This is a genomic window from Pseudomonas sp. R3-56, assembly GCF_051132075.1.
In the GTDB taxonomy this organism is placed as follows: domain Bacteria; phylum Pseudomonadota; class Gammaproteobacteria; order Pseudomonadales; family Pseudomonadaceae; genus Aquipseudomonas.
The window spans coordinates 1,494,234-1,512,134 of record NZ_CP071657.1; the positions used below are offsets into that span (position 1 = coordinate 1,494,234).

A 17,901-nucleotide genomic window follows, 5' to 3' on the forward strand; every position below is an offset into this window, starting at 1 on the left:
AGACGTCTCTCGGGACGCATCCATGAGGTTTACCATGCGCACCACTTCGACACTCATCTGCCAGGCCGCGGACCAGCTCAGGGGCTTCGTTGGCCTGAATCGCAAGACCGGCCATTACATCGTGCGTTTCAGCGAAGACTCCTTTGGCATGGACGTGGCCGCCGACGGCATCATCCCCACCTGCGAATTCGTCTGGGCCCCTGCGGCTGGCGGCGCCATGGCGCTCAGGCGCGAGCGAATCCAACTGCTGCTTGACCAGAACATCGACGACCGGATCAACCTTACCGAACCGCTGCGGGTGTACATGGCCCGCCAAGACTTGCCGGAAATCGTAGCGGTGCGGCAGATGGTGGGAGGTTGAACCTCGCCACGATGTCCTTGTGGGAGCGGGCTTGCTCGCGATAGCGGCGTAACATTCAGCGTCGATGCAAGCTGATACACCGTCTTCGCGAGCAAGCCCGCTCCCACAAGGTTTGTGCTGGACAATGAATCTGCAGACGCCAGGGAAAAATGTGGGAGCGAGCCTGCTCGTTCCCACAAAGGTTTGAGTTCTGCCTCAGGTTTGGCGTTGGAAGGCATAGTCCCGTTCGACCTTGCACACCCGCGTATGGCATTGGCTATACCAGGTGGAGCGACCGCGCTGACGGATCGCGCTGTGTTCCGGATGCTGCTTCCAGGCCAGGATCGCTGCTTCATCGCGCCAGTAGGACACGGTGATTCCCAGACCATCATCGCCACGGGCCGATTCGACGCACAGAAATCCGGGCTGCTCCCGGGCAAGGGCCAGCATGCGTTCGGCGGCTTCGGCGTAGCCTTGGTCCCCTTCGGTACGCAGGGAGGTGAAGATCACTGCGTAATAATGGCCGTTCATGGCATTTTCCTCGCGCAGGCTTCGACAAACGCTTTGACCAGCGGCGGCACCCGGCCTTCCAACGCGGCACGTTCAGGCTGGAACAGCGTTGCGACAAAAAACGGATGATCGCGCAGCTCCACCGCTCGCAGGTCGCCGGCCGAATCTCGGGCTACGGCGTGCATGTGCTCATTCAGCAAGTCCTGTTCAAAATGCGGATTGACCCCGAAGCGGCAACGGTAACCCTCGAACGCTGTCGCGCAGCCATAAGCGTTGGCGATCAGCGAATCCACTTCGAGCTGAAGGCTGTCGATGGTTTCGATCAAGGCGCAGCTCAGCGGCGTCAGCAGCGCCCGTTCCGCCTCTGGAGAGGTTTCGCCATGGGCGGCGTTGGTCCAACCCAACACATTGCGGGCATATTCCAGTACGGCATGCTGAAAACCACCGCAGGTGCCGAGGAACGGGCGCCGCTGTTTGCGGGCAAAACGGATGGCTTGCAAGGCCCCGCTTTCGTTCCGGTAAGGACTGCCGGGCACGCACCAGATGCCATCGAAGTTATCAAGCAGCGTGTTGTCGACGATGAGATCGGTGGCCAGCCATTGGAAACCGATGTCACAGCCGGTTCGCTCGCCAGCCAGCTCAAGTGCGAGGGGGATCGCCCGGTGGGCGGTGATTTGCGGGTCATGATCGCCGATCAGGGCGATATGGATGGGACGCTGTTTTTCCATGAGAGTCTCGCCGCTTGTTGATTCCTGGTCGCCACTATAAATTGGCGTTCACGCAATCAATATTGGCGTTTATCCAAGTGCTCAATGCATCGACGCAATATCGCCTCGTTTATCACGACTTATCCTTAATCCTGGCGCTGGTCCGTGGCGGCTCGCTGGCCCGGGCCGGGCGGCTGCTGGAAGTGGATGTGTCGACGGTTTTCCGCTCGGTGCGCCGTTTGGAAGCGGCTCTGGGCCAGCCCTTGTTCGAGAAAAGCCGTGCCGGATATTTGCCCACGAGCCTCGCGCAAGCACTGGCCGAGCAGGCCGAGCGCGCTGAGCAGGCGCTGGAAGCCGCGCGTGTCGGGGTGGAGCAGGGCGGCAACGTGGTCAGCGGCACGGTACGCCTGACCTGTACCGACTCGGTGCTGCAGGCATTGCTCCTGCCCGCGTTGGCGCGGTTCATGCCCGCCTATCCGGCGTTGACCCTGGAACTGAGCACCACGAACGACTTCGCCAACCTGAGCCGTCGCGATGCGGATATTGCCTTGCGGCTGACCCGCACGCCGCCGGAGCATCTGGTGGGCCGAAACCTGGGCCCCGTGGTTTACCGGGTATGTGCCGGCGCCACGTATTTGCCCTCGGCCAATGCTGATGACCTAGCCGCCATGACTTGGATCGCGCCGGACGATTTCCTGCCGGATCACCCCACCGTGGCCTGGCGCCGCCAGCACTTGCCTGGCGTGGTGCCTGCCTATCGCTGCAACAGCATGCTCTCGGTAACTGAACTGGTGCGGGCCGGTCTGGGCGTTGCGGCGCTGCCGGATTTCCTGATCGATGGCAACCAGGGCCTGACGCCCATTGGCGAGCCTTTGGCCGGGTATGACACGGCGCTCTGGTTGCTGACCCGGCCGGATTGCCGCGCGTTGCGCTCGGTGGTGACGCTGTTCGACGAGCTGGGGCGCAACCTGCGGCTGAACTGAGGTTTAGAGCTGGTAGCAGGCGAGGAACATATCCAGTGCCGATTCGATCACCTGCGTCTGCTCATGGGGCGCCAGGCTTGGTTGGCCCATGGAAATCTGCGGCCAGAAAGCGAACGTCTTGATCAGCCCATGCATCTGCTGGGCCGCGAATGCCGGGTCGACGGGTTTCAACCGGCCATCGGCCTGGGCCATGCGAACCCAGACGGTCAGGCCTTCTTCACGCTCGCCCATGCGCGCAACCATGTCCTGGGCTCGCTCGGGGGAATGAATCGTGGCGGCGATGGCGATGCGCGCCAGGTCGAGGAAATTCTCGTCGGCCAGCATCTGCAGTTTGGCTTGGAGCAGCGTTCGCAGCTGATCGCGCAGTGGTGTTTGCGAATTGTAGGGCGTGAGCTGTTCCGCCGTGATGCTGTTCCACAACCGATTGAGAATCTCGGCGAACAGCTCTTCCTTGCTCGGGAAGTGGTTATACACCGTGCGCTTGGACACCCCCGCGGTCGCCGCGATCTTGTCCATGCTGGTGATCTCGAAGCCGCTGCTGCGGAATTCGGCAATCGCGGCCTGGAGAATAGCTTCGCGTTTTCGCTCGGTAAGGCGTTGCGGTACGGTCATGGGCACTCGTCGGCTGGAAAGGGAGAACTTACACTCGGCAGTTTACTTGCTCCCGGGATTCATGCAATCTAGAAACTACACCGTGCGGTGTAATTTTTGCCAAGCGGCTGAGCGCGCATGCAACGGCCATCCAGCGTCCCACGACGGCGAAGCGCATCAGCGCTGATGCCCTTGGAGTTATCGCACCATGACCACTCCCTCGTTTCGCACCGACAACCCCTCATCACGGCATGAGCAAGGCAAGTTTCGCAATCATGCCTTCACTCCGCGCGAAGGATTCGGTACGACCCTGCGCGTCATCTGGAACATGATTTTTCACAAGCCGCGAACCACACGGCCCGCAGGCACCATCGAGGTCAAGCCGCTGACCCAGGACGCTCTGCTGGCCGCACCGAACCACAGCGTCTTCCGCCTCGGCCATTCCACGGTGCTGCTCAAGCTGCGAGACAAGTTCTGGCTGACCGATCCGGTGTTCGCCGAGCGTGCCTCACCCGTGCAGTGGGCCGGTCCGAAGCGTTTTCATCAGCCGCCCATCAGCCTGGAAGAATTGCCGCCGATCGAAGCGGTGATCCTGTCCCACGATCATTACGACCACCTCGATTATCAGGCCATCCTCAAGCTGGCGGCCAAGACTAGCCACTTCCTGGCGCCTCTTGGCGTCGGCGACACCCTGATCAAATGGGGCGTCGATGCCAGCAAGGTGCGTCAGCTGGATTGGTGGCAAGGCACCGAGGTGGACGATATCGAGTTCATCGCTACGCCATCCCAGCACTTTTCCGGACGTGGCCTGTTCGACAGCAACAGCACCTTATGGTCGTCCTGGGTCATGATCGACGGCGCCACGCGAATCTTCTTCAGTGGCGACACCGGTTACTTCGACGGTTTCAAACGCATCGGCGAGCAATACGGCCCCTTTGACCTGACGCTGATGGAAACCGGCGCCTATAACGTCGACTGGCCCCACGTCCACATGCAGCCGGAGCAGACCCTGCAAGCACATATCGACCTGAAGGGCCGCTGGCTGCTGCCGATCCACAACGGCACGTTCGACCTGGCGATGCACGCCTGGTATGAACCCTTCGATCGCATCCTGGCCCTGGCCTGGGAGCGCAACGTCAGCATCACCACGCCGCAAATGGGCGAGGCCTTCAACCTGGCGCAACCGCAACGGGGTCGCGCCTGGTGGCTGGACGTGGAGCCCTCGGTTTATCAGAACCAGACCGGCGTGGCGTGAGAGCAGGCCGCTACTCGATCATGGCGTAATCCGCCCGCTCCATCGGGTTGGGCGTCGCGCCCTTGATATTCATGCCGCGCCCAGGAGTGAAGCCGGGGAAAAACACCAGGCCTTCGGCCTCGAATCGAAACGCCAGGGCCAGCCGAGTGACATCGAGCAACTCGCCGCCCGCCTCGAAACGTCGGATGGCCTGGACCGAGACGCCGGATTCACGGGACAGCTCCTCGACACTCCACCCCAGCATGGCTCGGGCCTGTGCGCTGTGGGCAGGGGTGAATTGATAGACGGCGATGCGTTCCAGGGTGGTTTTGATTGCGAGAGAGGCCATGGGGGTGCTCCAAAGCTGTGGATTCAAAAATACTGTGTTTTTGTACAGTTGTTTTGATCCCGCTTCAATCTCATTTTCTTGATCAATGACCAGCGGTCGTTTCCTGCCAGGTGCTCGGTGCGTGGCCTAGTACCCGACGAAACTCTTTGAGATTGCTGGTTGCATATGATCTGCTGAGCGATCAGGAACTGGCGGTTCTGAACGAGGAGCTACGTGAGAGGATTTCTGACGCTATTCGCCAACCCTTCGAGATTGAATGGGCCGAAGACGCCTAATATTTTCCGAGAGCCAAAATGTTGATCTTCAACTGCACCGAAGCAGCCAGCAACTTTTTCAGCCGCGTGAGCAAAGGCAAGAAAATCACCCCAGTGGAAAAACCATCATCGCCTGTTATCGACGACGATGAGGGGGGTGAGTTTGCCGAACAATGGCTCGTTCATGCGATCACTGTGCAGCGCAAACACGTGTTGTTCGTCATCCACGTACGAACCCGCTACTGCATGATTTTCGCCGATGCTAAAAAGGCTGACATCGAAGGTTTTATCCGGCGGTTTTCCGAACGATGGATAGATGGCCTGATGCGTCAGGCGGGGCTGCACGATCTTCTTGACTGGGTTGACGACGAACTGATGATGGAGCGTTTCCAGGAGAGCTGTCGCGAATACGTTTTTTACAGGCGCGGTCATCGCGGTGCGCAAAAGCACATCAACGAGATTTCCTGGACGTTCGAGGACTGCGCCGCTGAATGGGGCACGTTACCCTCTAATGAGGTCTCTGCAGGCCGCTTTGATGGCAGCATGAACGACGTCCCCAGAGGCAGTAAGGAATACAAGGGCTATCAGTACCCGGATGAAGAGATGATTGTTCACTGGTTGCGACGTTATGGCGGCCTGGATGAATCAGCGGCCCAGGCAGCACATGAGCGGCACATTGAAGTGAAACAGGAGATCTGGGCGTACGAACGCGAACTTGCCCGGGATACGCAATGAAACTGAAGGCCGGAAATTTGCTGCCCGAATCAAGGCCCTGGCTTTTTTAAAGTGACTCAGTCAGTCCGGGCGCCTCCCGAATAAGGAAGTGATCCAGGTTCTCGATATTGGCGCTGAACACCCCGAACGTTTGCTCGGGGTTCTTCTTGCTCGGCACCTGCTGCAACTCCGGCGTGACGCCATAAAAGAAACAATACAACGGCGCATCACTGTCGATGGCGTGCTTGATCTCTTCCAGGAACGCCTTGCGCTTGCGGTAGTTATCGATCAGCTTCTTGCTCAGGTAGACGTTGACCGAATAAGGCTTCTTTTTTGCCTCGTCCGGCTGCTTGAACCAGACCTTCGCTTCGAAATCGATGCGAAAGCTTTGGGTGTAATCCTTGATCTCCTTGATCTTGCCCCAGTAGATCAGTCCCTTGTTATCCAGCAAAAAGTCGATCTTCTTGAAAAAGGAACTGTAGGGCGCGGTGTGCTCGCCAATCTTCAGCGGCATGCGCTTGAGCAGACCCTTGTTGTCGAAATTCGAGACGAAACACTCCACCGGGTGGGCGAAGACGCTGGTCTTGTCGGGCGTTGAGTCCTGAGCGAAATGGGCGTTGTCGCCGTGGGACGATGGGAGGTTCGACGTGGGCCGAGTCGCATCAACATCCTTCGGCTGATCCGACGGCTTGCGAATGTACTCACGCCGAGTCAGCAACAGCTCCGACGGGAAATGCTCTTCACGGCCGTCATCCGGTTCTGTCTCGCCATTCTCCAGACCCAGCCCCGGCGTCTTCGGACTGACATACGGGCAACCCTCGATATGCCGGGTAGTTGGCTGATTCTTGAAATGTGGCGTGCGGATGTAATTGACGTTCTTGGCGTTGAACGTCGTCAGCCGATTCTCCTCATCAAACGCCGCCCGACACGCATCGTTGGGGCACTGAAAGCGCTCCTTGGACGAGTCGAATGCCATGGTCTCGTCGAAATTAAGATCCCGAACGTCATAGATCGAAAGCTTGGCATCGAGGCTGAGGCAGTAGGCAGTGTCGAATTTCATCGAGGCTCGGTCCGTGACAGGAGGTGTATTAATACCGAAGGACGCGGCGGGCTGCACCCAAAGTTTCAACACATCACAAAACTCTGTGGGAGATTCTATGGTGCAGGACTAGCCCCTAAATGCCTTTTGGTAAGTATTCGCTCTGGTTCTTCAACAGAGCGAATACCACTCGGGCAAGCTTGCGGGCCAGCGCTACCAATGCCTCGGTTGTGCTGAGCCCTCGGGACCTCAAACCCTCGTAAAATCCCTTCCACGCCGCTGTGCGACTCGCCGACATCGCGGCGTTGTGCATCAATCGGCGTGCCTCCGGATCACCTCGCTTAGACAGGCAGCGGCGTCCCTTCTTTTTTCCCGAGTCCGATATGCGCAGGTCCAGACCCAGAAAAGCGATGAAGGCATCGGCATTTCTGAAATCTCCACGTTGAAACGACGTGAGCAAACGGGCACCGCTTAACAGACCGATGCCTTCGACTTTCATGCAGCGCTTGAGCTGACTTCCCAAACCGGCTGCATCCAACTGCGTCTGGATTGTTTTCTCAAGCAAAATCTCGAGTCTTTGCATTGCCTTTATCTGGTTCTCAAAGGCCGTTTTGAGCAACGGTTCGTTTGACCAGCTTTGCTTGAGGCTGACACGCGCCTGAACCAAGGCTGCCCGTCGCCGGAAAAGGCTTATAAGCCTGCAATACAGGGGCGATGGCGGGGACCAAGGGTGCAACTGGTGGCCTTCGTTGTTCAAGTAGCGAGCCAACAACCGAGCATCCAGCGCATCGGTTTTAGCGCGCACTTTCACACCTTTGCGGTAATGACTGAGTTCGTAACCGCCGATCATATAAATCACACAGCCATGCGCATAAGCCAGATCGGCGAAGTCCTGGTGATAGATATTAGTGGCTTCGATGGCGACATCCACTGGCGCAGGTAATGCCTTGAGCCACTTTTTGATATCAGCTTTGGTGTTGGGGATCGTTTCGAGTCGATCGGATTGGGCGTGATAAATCACCAACTCATCTTTGGCGACATCCACACCTACGATCGGCTGGGCGGTGGCGACGGGCATTGCCATTGAAAATCCTCCGGGCTAAGGTTTGAACACTTGAAGGGTTCACCCAGAGGCGCAGGCTTGTTCCTATCGTCGGTCTAGGCCAGATGCATTCTTTATCGGCGCTTGGGTGAAAGGAGGAGGGGTGAAATCTCCCACGGTCTGTACTGCGGCTAACAGTCAGAATCGAGCCTAGTCCCTCCTCCTCCCTTCAAGTCCTACCATACAAGCGAGCCTGCTCGCGATGCCCAATCCCCAATCCGACCATCAAGCCTGCCCTGTACTTGTGCCCTGACAGCAACCCGTGGCGAGGGGATTTATCCCCGCTGGGCTGCGAAGCAGCCCCGTTTTTAGGTCAAAATCTTGGAGACAACGGCTCGAGGTGACCGGGGTGAAATCAGGATACTTTTGCTGTCATGTGCAAGATTTGGTTCACGGCCCTGTACCAGATCCAGAAGGACACGGGGAGCCCGACCATCAACAAGCTCGAATCTATTCTGAGAAAGTTCGGGCTGCGGCTGGGGCTGACGAAGGCTGCCAAAAAATCTTTACGCACCGCCCCCTGAGCAGCGGAAAACGGACTCCAGTTTGCCCATTCGCGGCGCCAACCCTCAACGTGAGTCGCGCTATAGCTCGGTATAGTTGCCGCTTCACGAGCTACGGTGAAGGACAGCGCAGGTGACATGGATGTGACCGATTAAGGTATGGCCTGTCTCGAAGCTGGTGGGCAGGTTCATTCATGAAAAAGCCCCTTTCAGGGGCTCAGTCTGGTCTTGCGGTGGTTTTTGATTGTTGCCCGTACACCTTCGGTCGTCAGTTCGTGTCTGGCTCCGCGCTTGCTAGGCCAGTATTTCGATACCGTGTTTTTCCACGATACTGAGCAGCTTGAGGGCCATTCCTCCGGGACGTTTGTCGCCGGCTTCCCACTGCTTAACTGTCGATGCGCTTGTGTTCAGATAGCGGGCGAAAACCGGCTGGCTGACATGACTGCGCAGGCGAATCTTCTTGATCTGAGCAGGCGGGATCTCAGCAGGCACCTCGGCAATGCAGGTTTCATCGAATTCTCGCATGGTGGCCTTGTCGATAGCGCCGATTTTCAGCAGCGCCTCAGCCGAGCTATGAATCGACTCGAAAGCCTCACTTTTGAATTTTTTCGCCATTGCATATCTCCAAAAGATCTTTTTCGTCCAGCAGAAGCTGGACTTGATCCTTGCTCAAACCTTTATAGGCTTCAGCAAGCTTCTTAAACGCGGCCAGCTCTTTTTCAGTGATGTTGCCTTGGTCTTTCTTAGCAAACAGAAACTGATAAACCCAATAGCTACGACCCTTGGCAAGGATGATCGAGCGGTGACGATTTTCATTGAGGCGTTTTTTCCAAACACCTCCACCCAAATCATCGGCCTGTCCGTTGACGACTTCCTGCACCGTCTTCCAAAGATCAGCATCGGTGATCGTTGCCTTCTTTGCTGCAGCAGCAAAGGTTTTCGTTTTGAATACCCTCATTGGCATTAGCTTTCCCTTTGATGTGTAAAGCTACCACTCAGTGGTATAGGTGTCAAAAGCCGGAATCTTGCAGATAGCGCCATCTAGTATGAGCACCAGGGACACGGCCGTGAGGGGAGCGGGGCTCTGATATTGTTTCAACACATCGCAAAACTTGTGGGGGTGAGCAGCAACCTAGCCTCAGCGCCAAACCTGTGGCGAGGGAGCTTGCTCCCGCTGGGCTGCGCAGCAGCCCCAACTTCAATCCCAAACAAGAAGCCGTCGCCCGAACACGGACGACGGCTTCTGCTTGAATACTCAAAACCCTCGCAAAATCCGAGAAGCTTTCCGCCACCAGGATTCATGCTGGCTAAACGGATCATCCACCAACACCGCAGGCATATCCCGCAAGCGAATCCATGGCTCATCCTGCCAGTGCAGCATGCAGAGCGACATCTTCGGCCAATCCAGCACGCTCAACATCGGCCGCTCCACCTTATGCGAATAGCGCTCATCTCGCAGAGTTGGCACTACCTGATGCGTGATCCATTCACGCAGCAACCGATATTCAGGACAGTAGTGATAAACCAGCAAGGCATAGACGCCCGACTCGCTCAGCATCAGTCGCTCTTCGGTCAAACCATGGACATGCATGAACATCATCCGGCGCTGGTCAGGATCAAGCTTGCGGGTCATGCGTTCATCGAGGTGCTTGCCCATCAAACGACCCAAATCGGATGCGCTGAACCAGGCCTGGTTTTCAACTAGAAGGGCATGAAGATTGAGGCTATGACGGGTGAAAACCGCCGGAGTGTAAGCATCAGGCATGATGGGTCTCCGAGGTGCACGGAGAACAGAGCTGCGTTTTTGTGGGCATGACGACCTCTACGTTAGAAGGTTAGCGGCGCGAGCCCGACGTAGAGGATGTAAGAAATCCCAACTAGCTTCTTCTCCACACAGAATTGCAAATGTCCTTAGACAGTGCGCGGTTCTATGCTTGGCGATTAGCTACTACGTTGGGCGTTTCTTAGGCACCTGCGACTAAGATAGGTAACGAGGCGATACGGCGTCAATACGGAACGATTCTGAGTTTTGCGTAGGGCAAAGACAGCGTTACAGTCTCAGAGCTAAACGTAGTTTTGCTCCCATAGAAAACTAAAAACCCCGTTTTCACGGGGCTTTTAATTAAATGCTGATGGTGCAACGAGGACTAGAAATCAATCCCAGCTCAAAGCCCCACCCGTCTGATACTCAATCACCCGCGTCTCAAAGAAATTCTTCTCTTTCTTCAAGTCCATGATCTCGCTCATCCAAGGGAACGGGTTGGTCGTCCCTGGGTACTCTTCCTTCAAACCAATCTGCGACAGGCGACGGTTGGCGATGAACTTGAGGTAGTCCTCCATCATCGCCGCGTTCATGCCCAGTACGCCGCGAGGCATGGTGTCGCGGGCGTATTCGATTTCCAGTTGGGTCCCTTGCAGGATCATCTGGGTTGCTTCTTCCTTCATTTCCGCATCCCACAGGTGTGGGTTTTCGATCTTGATCTGGTTGATCACGTCGATGCCGAAGTTCAGGTGCATGGATTCGTCGCGCAGGATGTACTGGAACTGCTCGGCGACGCCGGTCATTTTGTTGCGGCGGCCCATGGAGAGGATCTGGGTGAAGCCGCAGTAGAAGAAAATGCCTTCCAGAACGCAGTAGTAGGCGATCAGGTTGCGCAGCAACTCTTTGTCGGTTTCCGGGGTGCCGGTTTCGAACTTCGGATCGGAGATCGAACGGGTGTATTTCAGGCCCCAGGCGGCTTTTTTCGCGACCGACGGGATCTCGTGGTACATGTTGAAGATTTCGCCTTCATCCATGGCCAGCGATTCGATGCAGTACTGGTAGGCGTGGGTGTGGATCGCCTCTTCGAAGGCCTGGCGCAGGATGTACTGGCGGCACTCCGGGTTGGTGATCAGGCGGTACACGGCCAGGACCAGGTTGTTGGCAACCAGGGAGTCGGCGGTGGAGAAGAAGCCCAGGTTGCGCATGACGATGCGGCGTTCGTCGTCGGTCAGGCCTTCCGGGTTTTTCCAGAGGGCGATGTCGGCGGTCATGTTGACTTCTTGCGGCATCCAGTGGTTCGCGCAGCCGTCCAGGTACTTCTGCCAGGCCCAGTCGTATTTGAATGGCACGAGCTGGTTGAGGTCGGCGCGGCAGTTGATCATGCGCTTTTCATCGACGGCGACACGGGCGGAGGCGCCTTCGAGTTCGGCGAGGCCTTCGGCGACGTCGAGTTTGTCGAGGGCGGCCTTGGCGCGAATGATCGCGGCCGAGTCGCTGGCCGTCACGGCGCGGGCTTCGAGCGCGGCGGCACCGCCGGCGCTGTCGAGGCGGTCCATGTTGGCTTCAGAAGCGTGGCCGGCGTTGGCGCCTTTTACCGCGACTTCGCCGTCGTCTTCTTTGTCGAATTCGTCCCAGCTCAGCATGACGTGTCGTCTCCTGCGTGAGGGCCAGATGCCCATTGAAAGGCCTACTGGCCGCGGTGGATCTTGGAAAGTCGTTTGTTGCAGCAGCTGACGCAGGCAATAAACAGAAAAATGTACGGGTTGTACTGAAGCGGCTTGCACGTATCGGCATGGTCGGCCGTTACGCAGGCTTCAGGTTGGCTTTGATCCCTGTAAGGGGATATTGCAGGCCCGTTTAAGGCGGCATTATAAGGACTTTTTTGCCTACGTGGTGCGGCGAAATAGCTCACAGAAGAGGTCGCGGGGGGCATACCCGCATGGGAGCGAGGGTTTACAAGGCTTTGGCCGTTGAAGATTTTTTTTGCATGGATCGGATGGCGGGCTTTTTTGATCAGAAAGTGATCGATTTTTGCCGTTTTGCACTACATGTTGTGTTTGCTTGCGGTTTTTGGTGGCTCCAGACACAACCAGGCCCGATCGAAATCGGGCCATGGAAACTGCCAGTTGTGATCAACCGTTGGAGCAGCCGGTGCCCATGACGCTGTAGCGCATGATGTGGCGCTGGCCCTTGGAATCTTCATATTCCATTTTTGCCGGGACCACTTCGCAGACATTCGGGATGGTGCTCATGGAAATGACTTTGGCGATGTCCAGGTGGGTGGAGTAGGTGTACTCCTCGATCGCCGGTTTTTGCTGTGCGACATCGGTCGGGGCCTCATCCGCCATGGCGGTGGCGCAAAGGCTGCCAAGGACCAGAACCCATAAAGCTTTCATCTGTATTTCACCTTTCTTGAGGTCGAGTGGGGTCACGCAGCCTTTTTGGGGCTGCGTGTGGAGCAAGTGTTGGAAGTTGGATCAACGGCCTTCGTGGGGGCTGTGTTGCGTCAATCGGGTTTGCCGGTTGGCGTGGTTGATTTTAGGAGGCGAGGGGAGGGGTAAACAGACTTGGTTTTGATAAACACTGTTGGTTGATCTGGTAATAATCGGCTGATTACCCGTTGGATTGGTTGGCGTCACAGGACGCCTTCGCGAGCAGGCTCGCTCCCACATGAAGATATCTTCAGGTGGATTTGCAGGTTAGTACCGACATTTTGTAGGGACTTGTTACTACCATCGTCGAATGGTTCTATAGGCCTGCCCCAAGCTACAACGGAACCATACAAAAACAACTATTGTCACCGAGGTAAGAAAGATGAGTGCGGCTTCTGTGTATCCCGTTCGTCCCGAGGTTGCGGCCAGTACGCTGACTGACGAGGCGACCTATAAGGCCATGTACCAGCAGTCGGTCGTCAACCCCGATGGCTTCTGGCGCGAGCAGGCCAAGCGCCTCGACTGGATCAAGCCTTTCACCACGGTGAAACAGACCTCGTTCGATGATCACCATGTCGACATCAAGTGGTTCGCCGATGGCACCTTGAACGTTTCCTACAACTGCCTCGACCGTCATCTGGAAGAGCGCGGGGATCAGGTTGCGATCATCTGGGAGGGCGACGACCCGTCCGAGAGCCGCAACATCACTTATCGTGAACTGCATGAAGAAGTCTGCAAGTTCGCCAACGCCCTGCGCGGCCAGGACGTGCACCGCGGCGACGTGGTGACGATCTACATGCCGATGATTCCCGAGGCTGTGGTCGCCATGCTGGCCTGCACCCGGATCGGTGCAATCCACTCGGTGGTGTTCGGCGGCTTCTCGCCGGAAGCCCTGGCCGGCCGCATCATCGACTGCAAATCGAAAGTGGTGATCACCGCCGACGAAGGCATCCGTGCCGGCAAGAAGATCCCGCTCAAGGCCAACGTCGATGACGCGCTGACCAACCCGGAAACCAGCAGCATCCAGAAAGTCATCGTGTGCAAGCGCACGTCGGGCAACATCAAGTGGAACCAGCATCGTGACATCTGGTACGAAGACCTGATGAAAGTGGCTGGCACCGTTTGCGCGCCGAAGGAGATGGGCGCCGAGGAAGCGCTGTTCATCCTCTACACCTCCGGTTCCACCGGCAAGCCCAAGGGCGTGCAGCACACCACCGCCGGTTACTTGCTGTACGCGGCGCTGACCCATGAACGTGTATTCGACTACAAGCCCGGTGACATCTACTGGTGCACCGCTGACGTGGGCTGGGTTACCGGCCACAGCTACATCGTCTACGGCCCGTTGGCCAATGGCGCGACCACGCTGCTGTTCGAAGGCGTGCCGAACTACCCGGACGTCACCCGGGTGGCCAAGGTCATCGACAAGCACAAGGTCAATATTCTCTACACCGCGCCGACCGCGATCCGCGCGATGATGGCCTCGGGCACCGCCGCTGTCGAAGGTGCCGATGGCAGCAGCCTGCGCCTGTTGGGTTCGGTGGGCGAGCCGATCAACCCGGAAGCCTGGGACTGGTACTACAAGAACGTCGGCAAGGAGCGTTGCCCGATCGTCGACACCTGGTGGCAGACCGAAACCGGCGGCGTGCTGATCAGCCCGCTACCAGGCGCCACAGCGTTGAAGCCGGGTTCGGCCACGCGTCCGTTCTTTGGCGTGGTGCCGGCGCTGGTGGATAACCTTGGCAACCTGATCGAAGGCGCCGCCGAAGGCAACCTGGTGATCCTCGATTCGTGGCCGGGCCAGGCTCGTACGCTGTACGGCGACCATGACCGTTTTGTCGATACTTACTTCAAGACTTTCAGCGGCATGTATTTCACCGGTGACGGCGCTCGTCGCGACGAGGACGGCTACTACTGGATCACCGGTCGGGTGGACGACGTGCTCAACGTCTCCGGTCACCGCATGGGCACCGCCGAGATCGAGAGCGCCATGGTTGCTCACCCGAAAGTTGCCGAGGCGGCGGTGGTGGGGGTGCCGCACGACATCAAGGGGCAGGGCATCTACGTCTACGTCACCTTGAATGCCGGCGAAGAAACCAGCGAAGCCCTGCGCTTGGAATTGAAGAACTGGGTGCGCAAGGAGATCGGCCCGATTGCTTCGCCGGACGTGATCCAGTGGGCGCCGGGGCTGCCGAAAACCCGTTCGGGCAAGATCATGCGCCGCATCCTGCGCAAGATCGCCACGGCGGAATACGACGGTTTGGGCGATATCTCCACTCTGGCCGACCCAGGTGTGGTAGCGCACCTGATCGAGACGCACAAGACCATGAACGTCGCCTGACGCTCATTGCAACACACAAAAAGCCCCGCCTGGCGTTTGCCGGGTGGGGCTTTTTTATGCGCGCCTGATGACATTTGTGGCGAGGGGATTTATCCCCGCTGGGCTGCGCAGCAGCCCCAAGTCACCCAACTCATTCTTTCTGATACACCGAGTTGCCTGGCTTTAGGGCCGCTTCGCAGCCCCACGGGGATAAATCCCCTCGCCACAGGTTGGGTGTCCGGACAACCGTAGTGAGGCCGCTGCGCAGCCCAGCGGGAGCAAGCTCCCTCGCCACGGGAGGGGTTTGAATAAATATCGGGCTTCAAAGTAGGAGGTGTCTGAACGTTACCGGTGTTTCGAAATGTGTAACCGAAGGCGCCACGACGGGGCGAAGTGAAACGCAAAGCCCCGTTTCAGGGCCGTTTCGGACCGATGGAAAAACAAGCCGACACGCTGTGCTTGCCGGATTAGAAGGGTTTGCGAATAATGGGCCCGCTATTTGCAGCATGGATCGGTTCCCTGTCTTTTGCTCTTGCATGAATTTGCGGAGCTGTCAATGTGCTCGAACAGCTTTCTCGGTGCTTCTGTAATTAGTTGTCGCATTGAAGAAATATCGGCTTCGGGCCTGTCGTTAGAATGCCGATCACTCGCTCGTCGTGGCTCGCGTTGAATAAATCGTGAGCTTCCTAGGACGCAAGTTCGTTCCACCCATTCGCATATTGGGCTGTTGCTCACTCTGCCGTTTTCGCCCTTTACCGATGGAGTTCCAAGATGAAGAAACTTGTGCTGCTTGGCGCCCTGGCACTGTCCGTGCTGTCCCTGCCGACATTCGCCGATGAGAAACCCCTGAAGATCGGTATCGAAGCGGCTTACCCTCCGTTCGCCTCGAAAGCCCCGGATGGCAGCATCGTCGGCTTCGACTACGACATCGGCAATGCGCTGTGCGAAGAGATGAAGGTCAAGTGCGTGTGGGTCGAGCAAGAGTTCGACGGCCTGATCCCTGCGCTCAAAGTGCGCAAGATCGATGCGATCCTGTCGTCCATGTCGATCACTGAAGATCGCAAGAAGTCCGTCGACTTCACCAACAAGTACTACAACACCCCGGCCCGCCTGGTGATGAAGGCCGGTACCCAGGTGAGCGACGGCCTGGCCGAGCTCAAGGGCAAGAACATCGGTGTGCAGCGCGGCTCGATCCACGAGCGTTTCGCCCGTGAAGTCCTGGCCCCGCTGGGTGCCGAGATCAAGCCGTACGGTTCGCAGAACGAAATCTACCTGGATGTTTCCGCCGGTCGTCTCGATGGCACCGTGGCCGACGCCACGCTGCTGGATGACGGCTTCCTGAAGACTGACGCGGGCAAGGGCTTTGCCTTCGTCGGCCCGGCCTTCACCGACGAGAAATACTTCGGCGACGGCATCGGTATCGCGGTTCGCAAGGGCGATGCGCTGAAAGACAAGATCAACAGCGCGATCACCGCCATTCGCGAGAACGGCAAGTACAAGCAAATCCAGGACAAATACTTCGCCTTCGATATCTACGGCAAGTAACCACGTCCCGCCACTGCGGCGAAATGGCGCAAGCAACAGGATCTCTGCGGTTTGCGCCATTTTTTCATCCCACTTTCGAGGACCTGAATCATGTTGAAAGGCTACGGGGCTGTCATCCTCGATGGCGCATGGTTGACGCTTCAGCTCGCCTTGTCGTCCATGGCCCTGGCCATCGTCCTGGGGCTGATCGGTGTCGCGTTGCGCCTCTCGCCGGTGCGTTGGCTGGCGTGGCTGGGCGACCTGTATTCCACGGTCATCCGCGGCATTCCCGACCTGGTGCTGATCCTGCTGATTTTCTACGGCGGCCAGGACTTGCTCAACCGCGTCGCGCCGATGCTCGGCTATGACGACTACATCGACCTGAACCCGCTGGCGGCCGGTATCGGCACCCTGGGTTTCATCTTCGGTGCGTACCTGTCCGAGACCTTTCGCGGCGCGTTCATGGCAATCCCCAAGGGGCAGGCCGAGGCGGGCATGGCATATGGCATGAACGGCTTCCAGGTGTTTTTCCGGGTGATGGTGCCGCAGATGATCCGCCTGGCGATCCCGGGCTTCACCAACAACTGGCTGGTACTGACCAAGGCCACCGCGCTGATTTCGGTCGTGGGCCTGCAAGACATGATGTTCAAGGCCAAGCAGGCGGCGGATGCCACCCGCGAGCCTTTCACCTTCTTCCTCGCGGTGGCGGCGATGTACCTGGTGATCACCAGTGTCTCGTTGCTGGCATTGCGTCACCTTGAGAAGCGCTACTCGGTAGGCGTAAGGGCGGCTGATCTATGATCTTCGACTACAACGTCATCTATGAAGCCTTGCCGCTGTACTTCAGTGGCCTGCTGACCACCCTGAAGCTGCTGGCCCTGTCGCTGTTCTTCGGCCTGCTGGCGGCGTTGCCCCTGGGGCTGATGCGCGTGTCCAAGCAGCCGATCGTCAACATGACGGCCTGGCTCTACACCTACGTGATCCGCGGCACGCCGATGCTGGTGCAGCTGTTTCTGATCTACTACGGGCTGGCGCAGTTCCAGGTGGTGCGCGAGAGCTTCCTCTGGCCGTGGCTGTCCAGCGCGACGTTCTGTGCGTGCCTGGCGTTCGCCATCAACACCAGCGCCTACACCGCCGAAATCATCGCCGGCAGCCTGCGGGCCACGCCTAACGGCGAGATCGAGGCGGCCAAGGCCATGGGCATGTCGCGCTACAAGCTGTACCGCCGGATCCTGCTGCCGTCGGCGTTGCGCCGGGCACTGCCGCAATACAGCAACGAAGTGATCATGATGCTGCAGACCACCAGCCTGGCGTCCATCGTCACCCTGATTGACATCACCGGCGCCGCGCGCACGGTGAACGCGCAGTATTACCTGCCGTTCGAGGCCTACATCACGGCCGGCGTTTTCTACCTGTGCCTGACCTTCATCCTGGTGCGCCTGTTCAAACTGGCCGAGCGCCGCTGGCTGGGTTACCTGGCCCCGCGCAAGCACTGATAACGCATCGATCCGATCGACTGCTCAACGACTGACGTTTTGTG

At 58.0% G+C, this 17,901-nt stretch carries 19 protein-coding genes; 8 read left to right on the forward strand and 11 right to left on the reverse strand.

Features of this window, described 5'->3' with window-relative positions:
- Nucleotides 1–34: 34 nt before the first annotated feature.
- Complete coding sequence (locus tag J3P96_RS07065; protein WP_434656264.1) at nt 35–361, forward strand: DUF2025 family protein; 327 nt, start codon at nt 35–37, stop codon at nt 359–361.
- Nucleotides 362–556: 195 nt separating this feature from the next.
- Here the strand turns inward: J3P96_RS07065 and J3P96_RS07070 are convergent, their stop codons facing one another.
- Both J3P96_RS07070 and J3P96_RS07075 read right to left on the reverse strand, forming a co-directional pair.
- Nucleotides 557–871 carry an antibiotic biosynthesis monooxygenase family protein gene (locus J3P96_RS07070; RefSeq protein WP_434656267.1) on the reverse strand — a complete coding sequence of 105 codons (315 nt, stop codon included), beginning with the start codon at nt 869–871 and terminating at the stop codon, nt 557–559.
- On the reverse strand, nt 868–1,578 hold the full coding sequence (locus tag J3P96_RS07075; RefSeq protein WP_434656268.1) for a CTP synthase C-terminal region-related (seleno)protein: 711 nt from the start codon (nt 1,576–1,578) through the stop codon (nt 868–870). The genes J3P96_RS07070 and J3P96_RS07075 overlap by 4 nt, the downstream gene beginning before the upstream one ends.
- Before the next feature lie 14 nt (nt 1,579–1,592).
- Between J3P96_RS07075 and J3P96_RS07080 the strand changes: the two genes are divergently transcribed.
- Nucleotides 1,593–2,540, forward strand: a complete 948-nt coding sequence (locus J3P96_RS07080) for a LysR family transcriptional regulator (RefSeq protein WP_434656269.1) — start codon at nt 1,593–1,595, stop codon at nt 2,538–2,540.
- Between the two features lie 3 nt (nt 2,541–2,543).
- On the opposite strand, the gene J3P96_RS07085 is transcribed toward J3P96_RS07080, so the two are convergent.
- Nucleotides 2,544–3,152, reverse strand: a complete 609-nt coding sequence (locus tag J3P96_RS07085) for a TetR/AcrR family transcriptional regulator (protein WP_434656270.1) — start codon at nt 3,150–3,152, stop codon at nt 2,544–2,546.
- Nucleotides 3,153–3,339: 187 nt separating this feature from the next.
- Here J3P96_RS07085 and J3P96_RS07090 point away from each other — a divergent pair, with 187 nt between their 5' ends.
- Nucleotides 3,340–4,386 (forward strand): MBL fold metallo-hydrolase, encoded by a 1,047-nt coding sequence (locus tag J3P96_RS07090; RefSeq protein WP_434656272.1) that lies wholly within the window; start codon nt 3,340–3,342, stop codon nt 4,384–4,386.
- Nucleotides 4,387–4,396: 10 nt separating this feature from the next.
- Here the strand turns inward: J3P96_RS07090 and J3P96_RS07095 are convergent, their stop codons facing one another.
- Nucleotides 4,397–4,714, reverse strand: coding sequence for a helix-turn-helix domain-containing protein (locus J3P96_RS07095; RefSeq protein ID WP_305499305.1), 318 nt, complete (start codon nt 4,712–4,714; stop codon nt 4,397–4,399).
- Between the two features lie 293 nt (nt 4,715–5,007).
- Between J3P96_RS07095 and J3P96_RS07100 the strand changes: the two genes are divergently transcribed.
- The gene (locus J3P96_RS07100) at nt 5,008–5,703 is read left to right on the forward strand and encodes a DUF6933 domain-containing protein (RefSeq protein WP_434628931.1); all 696 of its coding nucleotides are present in this window, start codon (nt 5,008–5,010) and stop codon (nt 5,701–5,703) included.
- A gap of 46 nt (nt 5,704–5,749) precedes the next feature.
- Here J3P96_RS07100 and J3P96_RS07105 read toward each other — a convergent pair whose 3' ends face one another.
- From J3P96_RS07105 to J3P96_RS07135, 7 genes are all read right to left on the reverse strand, one after another.
- On the reverse strand, nt 5,750–6,742 hold the full coding sequence (locus J3P96_RS07105; RefSeq protein ID WP_434656274.1) for a hypothetical protein: 993 nt from the start codon (nt 6,740–6,742) through the stop codon (nt 5,750–5,752).
- 115 nt (nt 6,743–6,857) lie between these two features.
- Complete coding sequence (locus J3P96_RS07110) at nt 6,858–7,805, reverse strand: IS110 family transposase (RefSeq protein WP_434623735.1); 948 nt, start codon at nt 7,803–7,805, stop codon at nt 6,858–6,860.
- Between the two features lie 815 nt (nt 7,806–8,620).
- Nucleotides 8,621–8,941: a helix-turn-helix domain-containing protein gene (locus J3P96_RS07115; protein WP_046062559.1), complete on the reverse strand. Its 321-nt coding sequence runs from the start codon at nt 8,939–8,941 to the stop codon at nt 8,621–8,623.
- Nucleotides 8,919–9,290: a type II toxin-antitoxin system RelE/ParE family toxin gene (locus J3P96_RS07120; protein WP_434656275.1), complete on the reverse strand. Its 372-nt coding sequence runs from the start codon at nt 9,288–9,290 to the stop codon at nt 8,919–8,921. The genes J3P96_RS07115 and J3P96_RS07120 overlap by 23 nt, the downstream gene beginning before the upstream one ends.
- Before the next feature lie 291 nt (nt 9,291–9,581).
- Nucleotides 9,582–10,091, reverse strand: a complete 510-nt coding sequence (locus tag J3P96_RS07125; RefSeq protein WP_434656276.1) for a BRO-N domain-containing protein — start codon at nt 10,089–10,091, stop codon at nt 9,582–9,584.
- 389 nt (nt 10,092–10,480) lie between these two features.
- Nucleotides 10,481–11,731, reverse strand: coding sequence for a ribonucleotide-diphosphate reductase subunit beta (locus J3P96_RS07130; RefSeq protein WP_305499322.1), 1,251 nt, complete (start codon nt 11,729–11,731; stop codon nt 10,481–10,483).
- Between the two features lie 489 nt (nt 11,732–12,220).
- Complete coding sequence (locus J3P96_RS07135) at nt 12,221–12,484, reverse strand: DUF2790 domain-containing protein (RefSeq protein WP_305499325.1); 264 nt, start codon at nt 12,482–12,484, stop codon at nt 12,221–12,223.
- Between the two features lie 418 nt (nt 12,485–12,902).
- Between J3P96_RS07135 and acs the strand changes: the two genes are divergently transcribed.
- The 4 genes from acs (at nt 12,903) to J3P96_RS07155 (ending at nt 17,857) form a co-directional block, all read left to right on the forward strand.
- Nucleotides 12,903–14,858: an acetate--CoA ligase gene (gene acs / locus J3P96_RS07140; RefSeq protein ID WP_434601607.1), complete on the forward strand. Its 1,956-nt coding sequence runs from the start codon at nt 12,903–12,905 to the stop codon at nt 14,856–14,858.
- Nucleotides 14,859–15,608: 750 nt separating this feature from the next.
- Nucleotides 15,609–16,382 carry an ABC transporter substrate-binding protein gene (locus tag J3P96_RS07145; RefSeq protein WP_305499327.1) on the forward strand — a complete coding sequence of 258 codons (774 nt, stop codon included), beginning with the start codon at nt 15,609–15,611 and terminating at the stop codon, nt 16,380–16,382.
- A gap of 90 nt (nt 16,383–16,472) precedes the next feature.
- Nucleotides 16,473–17,162, forward strand: a complete 690-nt coding sequence (locus tag J3P96_RS07150) for an ABC transporter permease (RefSeq protein WP_215008046.1) — start codon at nt 16,473–16,475, stop codon at nt 17,160–17,162.
- Nucleotides 17,159–17,857, forward strand: coding sequence for an ABC transporter permease (locus J3P96_RS07155; RefSeq protein ID WP_434572342.1), 699 nt, complete (start codon nt 17,159–17,161; stop codon nt 17,855–17,857). The genes J3P96_RS07150 and J3P96_RS07155 overlap by 4 nt, the downstream gene beginning before the upstream one ends.
- Nucleotides 17,858–17,901: the final 44 nt, after the last annotated feature.